The sequence below is a fragment of the Dolichospermum circinale AWQC131C genome, assembly GCF_000426905.1.
In the GTDB taxonomy this organism is placed as follows: Bacteria; Cyanobacteriota; Cyanobacteriia; order Cyanobacteriales; family Nostocaceae; genus Dolichospermum; species Dolichospermum circinale.
Map to the genome: position 1 here is coordinate 69,587 of NZ_KE384657.1, position 18,250 is coordinate 87,836.

Below are 18,250 nucleotides of genomic sequence, written 5' to 3' on the forward strand. Positions count from 1 at the left end.
ATTATTCAGGGCTTTTTGATTGTATGTATCATGTAACCATTTAACTAAATCTGTGACAAAATCATATTCCTCTTTCCTTGTTAAGTTTCGTCTTCTTGCTATCTCGAAAATACCAAGATTTATGCACAGTGTTCTTCTTTGGTCAGGACTATCCGCAAGTGTATTATCCAACAAAAATTTTTTCAGGTTGTCTCTATCTTCTTCGCTAAGTGGAGATTTGTTCATATTGTCTCCATCTTTTTCGGTAAGTGGCTGATTATTATCAGGTGATTGTTGCTGATGAAATTGTTTATTAAGTTGGGCAATTTCGGGAAACTTTTGTAAAATCACTTTAGCGGAGACTGCCCGCCCCCCTAAATCGGTACTTCTATCACGAGAAAGATGTACAATACCACAAACTTTTCCTGTTCGTACATTTAGCAAAGGTGAACCACTAAAGCCTGATTTAACTTGCCCGTGCTTGAACTTATGAAGAACAATGTCGTCTTTATAACTTATTCCTTCATATTCAAAGCTTGCGGAATCTCCCTGAGAATAATCAACTTCCGCATCTTTGGGATAACCAAAAATATATAAATTATCATCGTGATTAGGTTCTGTAACATCCAATTCAACACACGGATGATTGAAATTATCTCCCTCTAATTTCAATAGGGCTAAATCAATAGGATATTCGTATAATTGCTTAACCCTAGCAGTAGAATTCCGCTTTTCTGCTTTCCAGAATACCCGCACAGGATTATCTTTTGCAGATTCAACCACATGAGCGCAGGTGAGAATCCAACCCGATGCAACAAAAAAACCTGTTCCCTGACTGTCAGCTAAATTTAAACGCACTGTGCAGCGTTCTAAGCAGCGTTGTAAATTATCTTCGTTAGCCATTGATTACCCTCACATAGCTCACATAGCATATTGATGATAAGAGTACCATAGCTGTGAGGGAATGACAAGTATGGGGGAATTAACGTTTATTTACCCCATTCCATCGTAATTTCCAGATTAGCTGTGCCTGTTCCTTTGACAATTAAAGCAGTTAGTTGTCCTGCCTCAACTCCAATTTGTAACCCTAGCTTGACGGTAAATTTATCTGGTTTGACTGCTTCTTTGATATCTTCTAATGTACCCGCGACATCTTCAGCAATGGATTTAATAATTTTTGTTGCTTGTTGAAGGACTCTAGTGTCAGCAGAAACAGGTTGTTCCCCTATAGGCGTAACTTCTACTTTAACTATTTGGCCATCAGAAAGTTTAAGGGGAAGAATTTCGGTTCTATCTGCCATAATTAATTTTTCCGGTTAATTTTTGTGTAACAGCTTGTCTTGTAACAAGGTGGACTGAGAATAACACGCAAGACATAAATGGATAATATCATGATTGTGCGATCGCTCTCATCATTAGTATAATCCCCCACTCATTGCGTATTTAGAGATGTCTACTTTATCTGTATTTATTCTGTTCATCCTTTCATCTTTTTTGTCTGAATCAGGATGTCCAGGATTTAAGGATTTACAGGATTTAATTACGATTATGTGCATCTTCATACAGAATTGGTATAAGCTGAGAAAGATTTAATTTGCATAATTAAAACAGGCAGGATGCCTGTTCCACAAGAGTTTTAGTTGTGAGCAATATACAATCTAAATGTCCAACAGCTTATTCATCCTGTTCATCCTTTAATCCTGGGTATCCTGATTCTGACATTATTTCTTTAAGGTTTCTTGGGTTTTTGGGGTTTTTGAGATTTTGTTTTATTGTGGGCAATTAAAGATGGATACTGATCTTGCATTTCTAAAAGTTCGGGAATAGTGACAAATTCATAACCCTGTTTGCGAAACTTACTAATAATTGCTGGTAATGCTTTAACAGTCTGAGATCTATCTCCGCCTCCATCGTGCATTAATACAATACCACCCGGTTTAGCTTCTCTAAAGATATTATTCATTAACCGAGGTACAGCGGGACGTGAATAGTCCTTGGAATCAGATGACCACATAATAACAGCATATTTATTACTTTTAGCATAAGCTACCACCCCATTGGTCATATTGCCACCAGGTGGACGAAATAGACTAGTTTTCACCCCTGTAGTTTGATAAATTATGTCTCCGGTATTTGCAACTTCCGCAGCGGCTACCTGTGCATTCATGTGATGATACCAGTGATGCCAAGTATGATTAGCGATAGTATGACCATCTGCAACTATTCGTTTTGTCAAGTCAGGATAATTCTTAACATTTTGTCCGACGACGAAAAATGTGCCTTTGATGCGATTTTTCTGGAGAATATCTAATACTTTTGCTGTACTATTAGGCCAAGGACCATCATCAAAGGTTAGGGCGATAACTTTTTTTCCTGGGGGAAGTTTAGCTTCACTGACGACAATTCCTTGAAAGTTAGTCGGTACATCAGTAGAAACACCTTTTGCTTGTGCTTGTTGTTGCCAACTGGTGAGCATTTCTGTTTTCAACTGCTCTAACCGCTCTTGAGTTACCATAAGAACAGCAGTATCATTATCCTTGGTGCTGACGCTGCGATTTTCAGCGTCAGAGGTGTTACCTTTGAACATGATCATCAAAGCAATGCTTAAAGCACCAGTTAAGCCAAGTATTGATATTAATATTCCCTGCGTCTCAAAAAATGACTTATTATTTTCCACAGCATAACTCCTTCAAGGGGTGAGCAATAAATGATCAGGATCATGACTCTGATGCTAGGTTATAACACATTTCTCTATATACTGAGATTCACTAGCCTGACCTAACTTCCAACTCCTTTGAATTATCAATAAAGACGAGTTCAAGTCTCTTCCTTGACAGGGGAGAGGTTTGAAGATTTGCTAGAGTGGGTGAGGACATAGTTTATTTTTTCCAAACTACTAATATCACTCCCGTGACAATTAAACCTAGTCCAAAAACACGGTTGAGAGGAATAGTTTCTTTTAAAACAAAGTAACCTAATAATACGGAAAATATATAACCAATTGATACAGCGGGAGCAGCAACGCTAAGATTGATTCTCGTCAGCAGGAGAATATAAGCTATAGCACCAATACCATAACAGGTTAGTCCTAATAAAAGTTCTGGTGTAGTCACAATACTGAGAATATGACTAATAGCGTTACCTGCATCAACTTTACCTAATTTTGTCGCTCCTATCTTCAAAAAAAACTGTCCACCAACACTAATGATAACTGAAATTAGCAGTAAACTAAATTCTTGGATTGACACGGATATTACCTGAGATATTATATAGAACACAAATACGAATCCATAGGGATTCACTACGTCAATGGTAAACGCTGCTACAGAAACAAGGTTTATCCCGTTGAGATTGAATAAAATGATACTATGGTCATGTTATATTTGAGTTTTCTTTTAAACCTCCAGTTTCCTTTAATGTATAAAGAGGACGACCTTTGACTTCTTCGTATATCCGGCCAATATATTCGCCTAAAATACCAATACAAATTAATTGTACTGAACCAAGGAAGAACATGGCAATTGTAATTAATGTGTAACCGATTATGGGGGAGAATGGTTGGGATAAACGCCAATACAAAACTAATAATATCATAAATAGGGCAATAAAAGCTGATAATATGCCTATATAAGTTGCCAGCCTCAAGGGAACTGTGGAAAAGGAGATAATACCATCAATTGCTAAAGCCCAAGATTTACCAAATGTATATTTTACTGTACCAGCAAAGCGGGGATCTCGTGCAAAAGGTACGGAAGTTTGTCGAAAACCTACCCAAGCACGTAAACCGCGAATGTAGCGATTACGTTCGGGCATAGAATTAAGGATATTTACGACCTGTCTATCCATTAAACAAAAGTCTCCTGTATCTTCGGGAATATCAACTTTAGCCAAACGTCGAAGAATGCGATAAAAAAGATATGCTGTCAAGCGTTTTAGCCAGGTTTCTTGTTGACGAGATGTCCTCTGGGCATAAACTACTTGATATCCTTGATGCCATTTGTCAATCATGGTTAAGATTAATTCTGGTGGATCTTGGAGATCGGCATCCATAACAATGATACATTTACCTTGGACAAAGTTCAAACCTGCGGTAACGGCAATTTGATGTCCAAAATTCCGGGCTAGACTGAGGTAATGGACTCGGTTGTCAAGATGGTGTAATTCGCGCATCATACTTAAAGAGCGATCGCGGCTACCATCATCTATTAAAATTAATTCAGCATCACCGTCTAACTGTGCCATGACATGATGTAATCGGCGATACATCTCTGTGATGTTTTCTGATTCGTTATAAATGGGAATCACGAGGGAGTAGATAGGTTGGTTGATCATGATAAAATTTTTTGAGAAACTTGAAAATGTTTAAAATTCATCTTTAAAATTTAATTACCTGAAAATCAAAACCTAATGAATGATTACCGTTATCTGAAAATCAATAAAGACTATATCATACTATTAACAATTTGGTTGATAGGATTACTGATAGATAGAACATGGTTTTTCTTAGATGAATCTATTCCATCCTATGATCAAAGCGCCCATTTAACCGCAGCATTGCATCATTATCGAATTTTTCAAAACCTGAATATTTTATCAGGTAATTGGTGGTTATCTCTGTGGGAATTAACCCCCAGTTATCGCGCTCCTTTTGTGTATATTTGTACTGTACCATTTTTGGTATTATTTGGTAAAGGCTATGATCAAGCGAGTTTAGTCAATTTATTATATACAGCTATACTGACTTTATCAGTATATCACTTAGGGAATTATTTATTTAAAAACCGAAAAATTGGCATCACAGCCAGCATATTTTGCTTATTATTTCCCATTATGGGAATTATGCGAACTGATTATTTATTAGATTATGGTTTAACGTCTATTGTCATAGCTACTTTCACCATTTTAACAATTTGGAAAGATAGTCATACTGGTTTTGTGTCATGGGTATTAACTTTGATATTGGGGTTAGGAATAGGGTTAATTATGTTAGCTAAACCCACAGGTTTTATTTTTATTCTGATTCCTAGTATCTACACATTAATTATTTTTATCAGCAAACGTAAATTTATTAAACTAATTCAAACAGCCTTATCTTTAATTTTAGCTTGGTTAATTTGTGGTTCTTGGTATAGTTTAAATTGGTTAACTATTATTACTTCTGCATTAAATGCTAATAATGTGGGAAAAGGAGAGGGTGATCCTGCTGCGACAACCATTGCTGGTTGGTTATATTATCCGCAAACTATCCCAGAAACTGTTGGTTTTCCGATATTATTTATGAGTATTGGTATTTTCTTAATTTATCTTTTTAAATCTAGATTTAGTCAAAATGCAGTTAAAGATAATTTAGCTAAATCTGCTTTAAATTGGTTATTTATTTTTCTAATTGGTAGCTATGTAATTTGTTCTCTGGGGACAAACAAAGACATTAGATTTATTCTTCCTTCTTTTCCGGTAATTAGTTTAATTTTAGCTTACTTTTTTAATTTAATTGAAAATATCTGGTTTAATAAATTAAGATTAGCAACTATACTATTAAGTGGCATAATTTTACTAAATAATTTATTTCCTTTACCTCTAATTCAGGCTTATGGAGGAAAACATTTACCAAATAATGAAAGTAAAAAATATCCTCTTGCTGAATTAATCGAGAAAATTTATCAAACTACCCCATATTTAAAAACAACTTTAGGAGTAGTTCCCGTTTCTACACCCCAAGTTAATGAATTTACCTTAGATTATTTCGGTACATTGGCTGATTTTCGCGTCTATGGGAGAAAATTAACCATGAAATTATCGCAAGTAGACCAAGATTTACAGTATTTATCTTGGTATGTTACCAAAGATAATGAACCAGACGAACCAGGAGAAAAGGGAGAAACTAAACGCAAATTAAAATCTTTGATAGAAACTTCTCCTGATTTAAAATTACAAGGTGATTGGGTATTACCTCATGGTGATAAATTAAGATTATATCATCGGAAAAATCCTCAGATAGTTGTTGAAAAATTAATTGAAAAATTAAATAATAATCAGCATGATCAGAAATCAGTTGCTTTAGAAAAAGTTATAACTGCTAATCAATTTATAATAGGTAAAAATAACTCCGTTACTTATCAAATAACTGGTTCGTGGAATGAATTACAAAATGGTTTATTACTATTAAAATGGGAAAATGGCCAATCAGCTTGGTATCATGATCATGCAATTGGTCTAGGTAATTTATATTGTGGTTTAAAATGTCATCCCCAGGGAAATTTTCGAGTCATTGAGAATCTAGCTACATTTATTCCCCAGGAATTACCACTAGGAAAATATCAACTATCAGCATTATATTTAGATAGAATTACTGGTAAAATCACACCTTTAAATAGTTCTGATATAACTGTAAATGTTACAGACACAGGAAAAGTAGAAAAAACACCACCTTTAGATTTAGTTTCTCGAATGTCACAATTAGCAGTAGAATTACAAAATGGCAAGTTAGATAATATCTTTGTACAGATAGATAATTTTAATCAATATGACCCGACTCAAGACTATTTAAAACAAATTGAATTTGCTGCTAATTATTACTTAAAAAATCAACCAAATAACTTAAATTGGCGTTATACTCTAGTGCTATCACAACTTTTACAGCGCAAAGCACCGGAATTAATTCAGAATTTAACAGAATTAACTAAATATGATGCAAAAAATCCTTATACTTGGCTTTATTTAGGAGTTGTTTATTTATATGACTTTCAACCCAGACAAGCCGAAAAGCAGTTAATAATGGTAGAAAAAATCAAACCAGATATCCCAGAATTAAAGACTTTAAAAACAGTGACAAATATTATGAAATTTCTCCCCTTAATTCACTTCTAAAATATGAACAATAAACAATGGTTATTAGGGTTATTGGTAGCGTCTTTGCTTTTATGGGTAATGTTTCTGGGAAATTTACCTTTACGAGATTGGGATGAAGGTACTTATGCTATAGTTGCTAGAGAAATTTATCGTACTGGTAACTGGGTTTATCCTACTATTCAAGGAGATCCTTTTTTATTAAAACCACCTTTAATGCAGTGGTTAATTGCTATTTGCTATCATGCAGGAGGAATACAAGAATTTACTACTAGATTTCCCGGAGCATTTTTAACCGCGCTAGGAGTTCCTTTACTTTACTTAATTGGAAGGTTAATTTTTGCAGAAACTTTACCAGCTTTATTTTCGGCTTTGGTTTATTTAACATTATTGCCTGTAGTCCGTCATGGTAGACTAGCAATGTTAGATGGAATGACTATTTCCTTTTTCTTATTATTATTATTTTGTGTTCTCAAAGCGCGTCATGATAGAAAATATGCTGTTGGTATCGGATTTTGTTTGGGTTTAATTACTCTGACAAAGGGAATGTTAGTAGTAGTTTTAGCAGGAATAGCAGGTTTATTTATCATTGCTAATAAACAATTAGCTATATTTAAAAATCCATTTCTATGGATAGGAATGTTTTTAGGAAATTTCCCTGCTATTGCTTGGTATTTTGCTCAATGGCAACATTATGGTAATATTTTCTTAGAAGTGCATTTTCAGTCTCAAGCTTTTGATAGACTAGGAAAAGCTGTAGAAGGTAATACCGGTCCGATTTGGTATTATTTACTGGAAGTGATAAAATATGGTTTTCCCTGGTTGTTATTTTGGCCAGGTGGTTTATATTTAAGTTGGAAAAATCGTCATACTGCTTGGGGTTGTTTAACTCTCATTGGTACAATTGTTTATTTTGCCATAGTTTCTTTAATGAGTACCAAATTACCCTGGTATATTATGCCCATATACCCATTTTTAGCTTTAGCAATTGGGGCTAATTTAAGTTATATTTGGCAGGAAGAGAAGTTTAAAACCAGATTTTTGACAGGATTTTTTGCATTTTTAGTTATTATTGGTTTAGTAGGTTGTGTTTATTTTAGTATAGTTGATAAACAGCCATTGTTAATTGTTATGAGTATGATTTTAGCAGTGACTATGGGAATCACATCATGGTTTATTAATCAGCATAACCGTCAATTTATCCCGGTTTTATTTGCGGGAATGTATTTAGTTTTAGCAATGTTAATGAGTTCCCAGTCATGGATATGGGAGTTAAATGAAAAATTCCCCGTTTTACCAGTTGCAGCATTAATTAGGGATAATATTCCACCAGGAACAGAAATTTATACTTCTTTTCCTGATGGTCGTCCTAGTTTAGACTTTTATAGTGATTGTAAAGTTATTCCTACATCTCTTGCAGATTTACAAGATAAGTTTGTTCATAAATCTTATTTGTTGGTGGATAATGACACCTTGCAGAAAATGAATTTAAAGGAGAGTAAAATTATCGGGGAATCAGAAGGTTTTAAATTGATTTCACCACTAATTAATTAGAGGATGTACAATACAGAAATTCCAGACCCCGGACTTTAATTCACCACTACCAGAAGATATTTTACGTTAATTTTTTGTGAATAAATAAATATCATCTTGTTGATATGTCAATTTAAATCTTGGCTTGTTGGTTAATTGATTTACTAAACTTGTTGCAAATTCTTGATTACTTGCCCAACCTGGATGACGGACATTTAACAATATATAATCAAAAATATTCAAATCTTGATTGGGAAAATCTGCATTTGTAAATTTAATTAAATCCCGGTTACTTAAATGTGGGGTAATTTGCGCCGTTGTGTAGACGCTACCCTGATTTTTGACCAGAGAAATTGCTTCTCTTGTAGCTGGCAAATTATCTATAGACTCTAAATATTTACCTGTAAAATGGGTAAATTTTGCCAAGCAGAGAAATGTAATTAATGACCAAATAATGATTCCCCGTTTATTTTGTAGTAATCCCTTACCTACAGCAAGACTAGCAATAACAGCCAATATCAAAAATGGTAAAGCTGGTAATGTATATTGATGAACTAAATCTTTTTGGGCTTGATAATCAGCGATTAAATTGAGTGCTACACAAGGAATAGCACCAATTAAAGGTTTTAAACTGGCAGTGGATAAACCCCAAATTATGGGCGCTGATAATAAAATTAAGTAACCAAAATTATCCAAAGAAAATATCTTACTGAATATTAATCCAGGTTGAAAAATTAAATTTTTGGCAATCTCAAAAACCGAGTTACCTAAATAACTGTAACGTCCTACTGCTGCTGCTTCTGCACCACTAAAAGCCGGAATAATTAATTTAGTGGCAATAATAAACCAAGCACTACCCAGAATAATAGCTAATAAGCCACACAAACGCTTCTTTTCAAATAACATTAACCCTATTCCCATAGCCACAACAGTGAGGGACAATACAGCCTTACATCCCAAAGTGAGAATAATACATACACAAAACCAAGCGATATTTTCCAAACGTGCTGCTAAAACTGCACTTAAAAGTAAGGGTACGGCAATAACTTCAGGATGAAAATCAAATAAGTTGCCATTAAATACTACTGGATACAATAAATAAGCAGTTGCAATTGCCATAGCTTGACTTTCTTTCAATCCTGCTTGCATGGCTAGATACCATGTAGGTAAAGCACCTAAAGCTAACGCCAATGACTGGATTATAAATAACCAATAGACACTAGGGTAAATTTTGTATGGTAAAGCCAAAATATAATGAATCCAAGCAGCATGATCACCAAGAATATGAAACCCTTGTATCGTAGTAATGGGTTCTTTTCCCTGACTAATTAAATAAATTGCCTGGTCAAAAATCCCTAAATCAAAAGCGGTTGATTGAAATAGGGTGTGTCTTAAACTGCTACAAGCAAATAAAATGAAAGCACTTACAGCAATCATCCAACTAATAGCGCCAAGTCCGTTTTTATTTTTCCCAAGATTTAATTCCATTTGCCGAGATAATAATTAACTCTTATTATTGTTGCACAAAGAGATACACATCATCGCGTTGATATTTCAAATTAAAATCAGAACGCTTTTTCAGTTCATTCCTCAAATTATGATAATCTTCCATAGTTCCTCCCCAACCAGGATGACGAATATTCAGCAGTATATAATGAAACTTATTTAATTCATTAATACTATATTTAAAATTAATCTCTTGTCTATGGGTTAAATGGGGAGTAATTACATCTGTAGTTAAAACACTATCTTGAGTTTTAATTAAAGATATTGCTTGTCTTGTAGCTTGCCAATTGTCTACAAAGTTAAGATATTTTGACATAAAAAATCCCCATTTGCCTAAAAATAAAAACCAAAATAAAGACCACAAAATAATTACTTTTCTTGGCTTTATCCATGCTTTATTGGCTGCTATACTGGCAATTAATGCTAAGATTAAAAATGGAATTGTTGGTAAAGAATAATGTAAAATTACATTTTTCTGTGAAGCATGATCAGCAAGTATATTTAATGCCATACAAGGAATTGCACCTATCAATGGTGTCATATATTTAGGTATTAAACCCCAGATTATAGGTGCTAATAAGAAAAATAAATATTCTAGATTTATCAGAGTAAAAATGTGACTAAAAATAATTTGCGGTTGAGATAGGAAAATTTGTAATGTTTCAGAAAATGACTTTCCTAAATAGCTATAGCGGTAAAAATGTCGGTTGACCAATGTTGCTTCGCTGCCAAAAAAAGGAATAATAATTTTGTTAGCAATTAAAAACCATGCTATACCACTAATGATAGCAATTACACCATACAAACGCCGCTTTTGAAAAAATAGTAACCAAATACCCATAGCTACTACTGTTAAGGAAAGTACCGCTTTACATCCTAATACTATCAGAACACTTATACAAAACCAAATTAATTTTCCTTTTCTCGCAGCTAAAACTGCTGTTAAAATTGCAGGAACAGCTATTGTATCTGGGTGAAAATCACACAAGTTGCTGTTATATAGGACTGGATATAGTAAGTAAACAATTACTATTGCTATTGCTTGATTTTCTTTCAAACCCGCTTGTATTGCCAGTAAATATGTAGGAAAAGCACCTAAAGACAAAGCAATAGACTGGACTGCAAACAACCAATAAACATGAGGATAAATTTTATATAGTAAAGCTATAGGATACAATATCCAAGCAGCATGATCAGCTAAAATGTGAAAACCAAGTACGGAGGAAATTGGCGGTTTTCCCTGACTAACTAAGTAAACTGTTTGATCAAAAAATGCTAAATCTCCAGATGAATTAAATAATTCATGTCTGATAATACTAGATATAAATAAAATTAAGGCACTAATACCGATAATTTTACTAATATTATTTCGGGTTAGTAATTTTTCCACAATTGTTTATTTTTTATTATTAATGTTTAAGGCAAAATCCGTTTTTGATTTGGGGTAAATCATATCACAATTCCGCACCACAAACCACAATGTAAAACCTAAAGGAATAGAAAACAACTGGATATATATAGGAGTTCCCAAGTAACTAAAAAATGATGCCAGTTGCACTGATATTGCTACCCAACGATATTCAGGAAAGTAAAAAGCAAAGATAATAGATAAAATATCTGTAGGATAAAAATATCTTTCGTGCATTTTGGGTAATAAATATGGCATAATAAATACTGATATTGTCGCTAAATGTATGAGTCTATCTTGAGTTATTTCTAATTTACTTCTATAAACAAGATATGCTAACAAAAATATCGCAGTTACAGTTAATAGTAAACCTATTGGTACTACAATATTATAATAATCGTTAGGAATCCATTGATAGAGATTAGGGACATTTTTAGCCAATTCTTTATATTTATGAGATTGTTCAAAATATACTAAGAGTAATTCTTTTATTGGTCTACCAGCAATCCAAGCGGGTAACATTGCTGTTATATATACTAAAGGAATTATTGGTAAATAAAACCAAAATATTCTTTTTTTAATCAATAAAATTAATAATAAAGGTGCTAAAAACATCGCTTGTAATTTAAAGGAAAGTGCTACACCAAAACTTATTAATGCGGGAATTTGTTTGTGAATAGATAAAAAGTAAATACAGGCAATTAATCCAGTGGTGTAAATAACATCACATTGACCCCAAAGAGAACTATTATAAATTACGGTGGGACTTAATATAACCGCTAAAAATGCCCAATTTGCCATTTTACCTATAGGATATTTAAGTTTGACAATTTTATATGTGAAAAATGCACAAATAAAATCTATAATCATCGCAAAAAGTTTAATTCCTAATATTTTCGGGACTCCAGATAGTAAGGTAGCAGCAATTAATAACCAATAAAGATAGGATGGTGTATAATCATAAAAACCATATTTAAAGGCACTAAATCCGCCATTATTGACAATAAAATCATACCAAGGATCTAAAAAGTATTTATAATCTACAGATTTATTAGGAACACAAACTAATCTGACTACCACAGCGAATAAAATGCCCATAAACCAATATTTTGGCATCTGTAATTGTCTAAATTTTAGCAAATTATTAAACCTATTTGCAATTAGCGCTAATAATGTTTCAATTGATTTTTTCATCATAAACATGATAATTAATTATTCCTGATATGCTAGACTAAAAAACATAGCTCTCTAATCAAAAATATGCAACTAATCCAAAAGCAATATTACACTCCAGAGGAATATCTGGAATTAGAAGCAACTGCTGACTACAAAAGCGAATACATTGACGGACAAATCATTGCTATGGCTGGTGCATCCATAAATCATAACCGCATTACAGGTAATTTTTACGCCGTGCTAAATTTTGCCTTCAAAAATCAAAATTACGAAGTTTTCATGGGTGATATGCGTCTATGGATACCTCAAAAGCTAATATACACTTATCCAGATGTGATCATTATTGCAGATGAGCCGAAATTTTTCAACAATCGGACAGATACAATTACAAACCCCCAGGTAATTATAGAAGTTTTGTCTAAATCTACTAAAAGTTACGACAAAGAAGATAAATTTACCGCTTACAGAACAATTCCCACTTTTCAAGAATACCTATTAATTGATCAAAACCGTATTCATGTAGAACAATTTTCTAAAATTGGGAAAAAAAGATGGAATTTTTGTGAATATGATGCAGAAGATGAAAATATATCTCTGACAACAGTACCTTTCACAATTTCTTTGCAGGATATATATAATAAAGTCAAATTTGAAATTGCAGAACCTGAAACAAAAAACAATAGTTAAAACCTCCTCAACCAACCCAAATTTCCTGGGCAAAACCCACTGCTAATTTACTTAACAAAGTGATAAATATACCCATCAATAAATAAGCTTGACGGGGATAGCGAGACAAACACACACCTATAGCTGCGCTCAGAGGCACAATGCCATAAGCAAGACGACTTAAAGAAATTGTCCCACCAGAAGCTAAAAGTAAACCAATACCACAAAAACCATAAACTACCATAACGGGAGTTAGTTGCTGACGGAAATACCATAAGAGGTAGCTACTACCTAATATCATAGATAGGTTGAGCAAATTATTTATTAATCCTTGGTCTGCAATTATTAATAATAATATGACTATAACATAAGCAGCACGGAATATCTGGGGATGGAAATATTTACGCCAATAGAATAAACAAGAAGAACTAATGACAATTAAACTAAAAAACAGCGGATACCAAAAGTCTTTAACTCCACCTTCATCATTTTCCACCCAACCAAAATACCAATTGTTGCCAAAAGGAATTTGCATAAACATATTTAACCAACCTTCCCAATCAAAACCTAAGGAAGGCCGCCACCCTTTTTGTGCAGCAATGAAGGCTAAAAAATTATCAAAATTTAGCCCACAATACACACTGAATACTAATAAACCTGTAGCGGATAATAAACCTGCTATATAGGCAATTGGTGGTTTATTTTGTCGCCAAGCTGTGATTAAAAATGCGGGGATTAATACCATGCCTGTGGGGCGTGTTGCTGTTGCCATTGCTCCACAAATTGCCGTCCAAATATATTGTTTTTGATCAAAGGAACGTAAAGCTATTGTACTTAATAACAAATATAAACCTTCTGTGTAAATTACTCCTGTAAATAAAGACATGGGACAACAAGTTATGAAAGCAATTGTCCAATGGGCTGCACTGATGCCACATTGTTTTTTTACCCAAGAATATAAACAATAAACTGTACCTAAAAATGCCAAATTATTGATGATTAATCCAGCTATTTCAAAGGAAAAACCCAATTTCATGAACATAAAAATGCTGACAGGAAACAGGGGAAAAAATGCTAAATTATGTTGTTTACCATCATCAACAAATTCATAACCTTCAGTAACGATCGCCCGATAATGTACAGTATCCCAAACATTAAAAATCTCCCAGCCCAAATGGGGCGTAATTCCATCTGGTAATGGGGGGAGATTGGGAGCAATCAGCAACATAGAAATCCCCACCCATAGACGACTTAAAAACCACATAGCAGCGGGAAATAAGAAATCTTCCGTCCAAATAAATTTAGCGATGCTGGTAGCGATTATAGGCAAGCTACGGGCAGCGTCTCGAAGAGAAGCGATCGCTATTTGTGCTTTAACCATAGGCTTTTGTTTTTCCTGATTTGATGTTACTTTTAAGTAATGTTAAGCATTAATGGCAAAAATAGCAAAGGTTGTCGTAGAGATTTATTAATGTAGCATTCATACCAATTTCATCTAAAACTGCACGGAATTATGAAATCCATTCATGTATCTGCGTTTATCTGCGTTTATCTGCGTTTAATTATGATTAAAATCATATCATGTAGATTCATCTAAATATACCTACAATTTGCAATTGGTCAGTAAGTCTGATGATTGTAAAAATTCCCCTGATCAACGAGTCCCAAGGCATTTATAGTTAAAATTATCTATTAATTCTTAAAAAATTGTGAAAGCCATTACCCTACTTGGTTCTACTGGTTCAATTGGTACTCAAACCCTAGATATCGTCTCTGAACACCCAGATAAGTTCCGCATTGTTGGATTAGCTGCTGGAAGAAATGTGGAGTTATTTGCGGCGCAAATTCGCCAATTTCGCCCGGAAATCGCCGCCATTTCCGCTGCTGATAAATTACCAGAACTCAAAGAAGCCATTAAAGATTTAAATCCCCAACCCATTTTACTGGCTGGAGAGCAGGGAGTGATAGAAGTTGCTCGTTATGGCGATTCTCAAACCGTTGTTACTGGTATTGTTGGTTGTGCGGGTTTATTACCGACTATCGCCGCCATTGAAGCTGGTAAAGATATTGCTTTAGCCAATAAAGAAACTCTGATTGCTGGCGCTCCCGTAGTTTTACCCTTAGTCGAAAAACATGGAGTTAAATTATTACCAGCAGATTCCGAACATTCCGCCATTTTCCAATGTCTCCAAGGTGTTCCCAAAGATGGGTTACGGAAGATATTACTTACCGCTTCCGGTGGTGCTTTCCGAGATTGGCCTGTAGAAAAATTAGCAACGGTAAAAGTTGCGGATGCTCTTAAACATCCTAATTGGTCAATGGGAAGAAAAATCACCGTAGATTCTGCAACCTTGATGAATAAGGGTCTAGAAGTCATTGAAGCTCATTATTTATTTGGGGTAGATTATAACAACATCGAAATTGTCATTCATCCCCAAAGTATTATTCACTCATTAATAGAATTACAAGATACTTCAGTTTTAGCCCAACTGGGTTGGCCAGATATGCGTTTACCTTTGCTTTATGCTTTATCTTGGCCAGAGCGAATTTACACTAATTGGGAAAGATTAAATCTAGTCAAATCTGGTGATTTAACTTTCCGTGAACCAGATCATCAAAAATATCCCTGTATGCGTTTAGCTTATGCTGCTGGTAGGGCTGGTGGTTCTATGCCCGCTGTATTAAATGCAGCAAATGAACAAGTTGTAGCGTTATTTTTGGATGAGAAAATTCAATTTTTAGATATTCCTAAATGTATCGAATTTGTGTGCGATCGCCATCAACATCATAACCAACAAAATCCCACTTTAGATGACATTTTAAACGCAGATCAATGGGCTAGAAAAGAAGTTTTTGCAGCTATGGAAGAAGTAGCAACACGACCACAAATAATCTCTGTAGGTTAAATGTTTAAAACCCCCTGGCTTAACAAGGGGGGAAACCGGATTCTTGTCCCCTCCCCTTAGCAAAGGGAGGGTTAGGGTGGGGTTAACCACGGCTAATTTTAGAAAGTGAAAGTGGTCCGTAAAGTACCAACGTATTCAGCGCTGTTCTTGTCGTTATGCTCAGGATTCAAGATGACTATTACACCTGGAGTAACAAGGATATTATCAGAAAGCTTCACTTTGTAAAGACCTTCTATATGATAAGAAGTGTTAAAATCTCTGGTAATATTACTAGTAGTAGCACCAGTACGAACAGTACCACCTGTTAATTTAGGTGATTGACCGACGATTAAACCCAAAGTATTACCTTCTTTAATGAAGTCTTTAATACCCAAGGTAGCAGCCCAATACCAGATTTCTCCACTAGTGCTATTACCAGTTAAAGTGCTAGCGGCGGTATAACCACCCCAACCACCAATTGTGATATTTTTAGTGGGTTGCAATGTACCTTGTATACCGTAGTTACTTGCTTCAATCTTATTAGAACCAACAAGACCAAGGGTATTAGCTCTAATGCTACCCGTGCTTCCGAAGAGGTTGGGAGTACCAGATTGATAAGTGTGGGCGTAGGTCAAACCAATGTTGATGGCTGGATTAGGCTTCAAAGCTAACTGACCAAACATGGTGTTATTACCCTCGAATAGTCCTTTTCCTACGTTAGGATCAGCCGCACTGTCCCTACCTGTGGCAAAATAAGCTGCACTCAAACCCAATTTACCATTAGGATTGACGTTAACAGTGATACCAGCACCGTCACCTGCCTGACGATAAATGGGACTGAAACGTCCGTAGCGAGACAAAGCACCTGTACCACTGCTTCTAAAGTCGGGGTTGAAAACATTGACGTTTTCGTTTAACTCAGCACCAGTAGCATCAATTCTGACACGAATGTTGTTTTTTAAATTGAAGGCGTAGTTGAGTTTGTCAATAGTTACGGTGTTATTGCTATTACTACCACTTGCAGCACCATCATAACCTAGTCGAGTCATGTTAGTACCTGTAAGACCACTATTAGGTATGATATTTATTCCTTGCAAACGAGTTTGCAATTGGTCTGTACCAGTGAAACTACTGTTCAAACTCAACCGTACTCGGTCAGAGAAGGTTGCATTAGAATTTAAGTCTGTTGTTGGGCTTGTACCACTAGCGCTGGATTGAACCGCTACCTTATCTCCAAAGGCTTGGGATAAGTTGAAAATCGCCTCTCCAGATAGTTTGGTGGTGGTGGAAAATTGATTAGCTTCTAGTTCGCCGGTACGAGCTTCTAAAGCATCTACTTGACCACGAATAGTTGCCAATTCAGTGCTAAATTCTTCTTGCAACCGTTGTAAAGTCGCTAAATCCTGCTTTGTCACTAGGTCAGCAGTAGCAGTAGCAATAAGTTCATTCACGCGGTCTAAGCAGGAATTTAAACCAGCAGCAAATTCATAACGACTTAAAGCACGATTACCACGGAAAGTACCGCTGGGATAACCAGCCGCACAACCATAACGTTCAACTAAGGATTGTAAAGATTGAAATGCCCAATCTGTGGGCTGTACGTCGGAAAATTGAGAAACAGATGTTACTTGACTCAGGTTGTTGGACTCTTGAGATAATTCAGCAACACTTGTCACTTTACCATTAACTTCACCGGCAAAGGCACTGTTACCGGCCAATAAGGTCAAGGCCACAGCAGGGCTAACTTTGAGGATATTCCAGAAAGCTTTTTTCATAAATTTTAATTTCTCTCACACCTAAACGAACTGAGCTTATGGTAAAGTCCCTCTTCAGGGAGTTACACATAAGTTTTATGATTTGATTCTACATCATAAATAACACTTAACACAACCAAACACCAAAATTTTTATACGAAGTTATAATTTTTTTTATTTTTTTATCTTATGATTATGATTTGGTAAACACAAAGTTATGAATCGGATTTTTTTGTCAACTAGGACTTACGCAAGTGTCACAAAAAATTATCATAGGATACGTTTGTAGTCAGGGCTTTAGCCCTGATTATTTCTCCAACCTCTCAAAGAGAGAAACTTTAGTTCTCACTAGACATCTCCAGAAATTAAATATGCGTAGCCTTAAACCCTTGTAGGGACAATTCATTCATGAATTGTCCCTACATTCTTTTTTGCAGATGTCTACTACAATCTAAAATATTATACCTGCGTTAAGTCCTGTCAAAAATAGTCTAGGG

The 18,250-nt window shown here is 34.9% G+C and carries 14 protein-coding genes; 4 read left to right on the forward strand and 10 right to left on the reverse strand.

The genetic code is table 11. The features are described from left to right. The 5 genes from ACIR131C_RS23700 to ACIR131C_RS0120440 form a co-directional block, all read right to left on the reverse strand. Positions 1–882 (reverse strand): S1 family peptidase (locus ACIR131C_RS23700; protein ID WP_196811824.1); only part of this gene is annotated, 882 nt, incomplete at its 3' end. Between the two features lie 86 nt (positions 883–968). Next, complete coding sequence (locus ACIR131C_RS0120425; protein ID WP_028091645.1) at positions 969–1,280, reverse strand: CU044_2847 family protein; 312 nt, start codon at positions 1,278–1,280, stop codon at positions 969–971. Between the two features lie 428 nt (positions 1,281–1,708). Then, positions 1,709–2,656, reverse strand: coding sequence for a polysaccharide deacetylase family protein (locus ACIR131C_RS0120430; protein ID WP_028091646.1), 948 nt, complete (start codon positions 2,654–2,656; stop codon positions 1,709–1,711). 202 nt (positions 2,657–2,858) lie between these two features. After that, the gene (locus ACIR131C_RS0120435; RefSeq protein ID WP_028091647.1) at positions 2,859–3,227 is read right to left on the reverse strand and encodes an EamA family transporter; all 369 of its coding nucleotides are present in this window, start codon (positions 3,225–3,227) and stop codon (positions 2,859–2,861) included. 124 nt (positions 3,228–3,351) lie between these two features. Next, positions 3,352–4,308 carry a glycosyltransferase family 2 protein gene (locus ACIR131C_RS0120440; protein WP_028091648.1) on the reverse strand — a complete coding sequence of 319 codons (957 nt, stop codon included), beginning with the start codon at positions 4,306–4,308 and terminating at the stop codon, positions 3,352–3,354. Between the two features lie 78 nt (positions 4,309–4,386). On the opposite strand from ACIR131C_RS0120440, the gene ACIR131C_RS0120445 reads away from it, so the two are divergent. Both ACIR131C_RS0120445 and ACIR131C_RS0120450 read left to right on the forward strand, forming a co-directional pair. Further along, on the forward strand, positions 4,387–6,846 hold the full coding sequence (locus tag ACIR131C_RS0120445; protein ID WP_028091649.1) for a hypothetical protein: 2,460 nt from the start codon (positions 4,387–4,389) through the stop codon (positions 6,844–6,846). Positions 6,847–6,849: 3 nt separating this feature from the next. Then, positions 6,850–8,379 (forward strand): ArnT family glycosyltransferase, encoded by a 1,530-nt coding sequence (locus ACIR131C_RS0120450; protein WP_028091650.1) that lies wholly within the window; start codon positions 6,850–6,852, stop codon positions 8,377–8,379. Between the two features lie 66 nt (positions 8,380–8,445). Here ACIR131C_RS0120450 and ACIR131C_RS0120455 read toward each other — a convergent pair whose 3' ends face one another. The 3 genes from ACIR131C_RS0120455 to ACIR131C_RS0120465 are packed head-to-tail and all read right to left on the reverse strand — an operon-like array spanning position 8,446 to position 12,466. Further along, positions 8,446–9,846, reverse strand: coding sequence for a DUF2079 domain-containing protein (locus ACIR131C_RS0120455; protein WP_035372643.1), 1,401 nt, complete (start codon positions 9,844–9,846; stop codon positions 8,446–8,448). Between the two features lie 25 nt (positions 9,847–9,871). Then, complete coding sequence (locus ACIR131C_RS0120460; protein WP_028091652.1) at positions 9,872–11,257, reverse strand: DUF2079 domain-containing protein; 1,386 nt, start codon at positions 11,255–11,257, stop codon at positions 9,872–9,874. 3 nt (positions 11,258–11,260) lie between these two features. Continuing rightward, on the reverse strand, positions 11,261–12,466 hold the full coding sequence (locus tag ACIR131C_RS0120465) for a membrane protein (protein ID WP_035372655.1): 1,206 nt from the start codon (positions 12,464–12,466) through the stop codon (positions 11,261–11,263). A 66-nt stretch (positions 12,467–12,532) separates the two neighbouring features. Here ACIR131C_RS0120465 and ACIR131C_RS0120470 point away from each other — a divergent pair, with 66 nt between their 5' ends. Next, positions 12,533–13,135 carry a Uma2 family endonuclease gene (locus ACIR131C_RS0120470; RefSeq protein ID WP_028085117.1) on the forward strand — a complete coding sequence of 201 codons (603 nt, stop codon included), beginning with the start codon at positions 12,533–12,535 and terminating at the stop codon, positions 13,133–13,135. A gap of 7 nt (positions 13,136–13,142) precedes the next feature. Here ACIR131C_RS0120470 and ACIR131C_RS0120475 read toward each other — a convergent pair whose 3' ends face one another. Further along, complete coding sequence (locus ACIR131C_RS0120475) at positions 13,143–14,495, reverse strand: hypothetical protein (RefSeq protein WP_231395519.1); 1,353 nt, start codon at positions 14,493–14,495, stop codon at positions 13,143–13,145. Between the two features lie 328 nt (positions 14,496–14,823). On the opposite strand from ACIR131C_RS0120475, the gene ACIR131C_RS0120480 reads away from it, so the two are divergent. After that, the gene (locus ACIR131C_RS0120480; RefSeq protein WP_028091655.1) at positions 14,824–16,020 is read left to right on the forward strand and encodes a 1-deoxy-D-xylulose-5-phosphate reductoisomerase; all 1,197 of its coding nucleotides are present in this window, start codon (positions 14,824–14,826) and stop codon (positions 16,018–16,020) included. A 98-nt stretch (positions 16,021–16,118) separates the two neighbouring features. On the opposite strand, the gene ACIR131C_RS0120485 is transcribed toward ACIR131C_RS0120480, so the two are convergent. Next, positions 16,119–17,774: an iron uptake porin gene (locus ACIR131C_RS0120485; RefSeq protein WP_028091656.1), complete on the reverse strand. Its 1,656-nt coding sequence runs from the start codon at positions 17,772–17,774 to the stop codon at positions 16,119–16,121. Between the last annotated feature and the right edge of the window lie 476 nt (positions 17,775–18,250).

What these genes read in the sequence shown, in the direction of transcription:
- ACIR131C_RS0120465 (WP_035372655.1), bottom strand. Translation starts at nt 12,466, where the DNA reads ATGAAAAAATCAATTGAAACATTATTAGCGCTAATTGCAAATAGGTTT.
- ACIR131C_RS0120445 (WP_028091649.1), top strand. Translation starts at nt 4,387, where the DNA reads ATGAATGATTACCGTTATCTGAAAATCAATAAAGACTATATCATACTA.
- ACIR131C_RS0120485 (WP_028091656.1), bottom strand. Translation starts at nt 17,774, where the DNA reads ATGAAAAAAGCTTTCTGGAATATCCTCAAAGTTAGCCCTGCTGTGGCC.
- ACIR131C_RS0120455 (WP_035372643.1), bottom strand. Translation starts at nt 9,846, where the DNA reads ATGGAATTAAATCTTGGGAAAAATAAAAACGGACTTGGCGCTATTAGT.
- ACIR131C_RS0120450 (WP_028091650.1), top strand. Translation starts at nt 6,850, where the DNA reads ATGAACAATAAACAATGGTTATTAGGGTTATTGGTAGCGTCTTTGCTT.
- ACIR131C_RS0120470 (WP_028085117.1), top strand. Translation starts at nt 12,533, where the DNA reads ATGCAACTAATCCAAAAGCAATATTACACTCCAGAGGAATATCTGGAA.
- ACIR131C_RS0120475 (WP_231395519.1), bottom strand. Translation starts at nt 14,495, where the DNA reads ATGGTTAAAGCACAAATAGCGATCGCTTCTCTTCGAGACGCTGCCCGT.
- ACIR131C_RS0120425 (WP_028091645.1), bottom strand. Translation starts at nt 1,280, where the DNA reads ATGGCAGATAGAACCGAAATTCTTCCCCTTAAACTTTCTGATGGCCAA.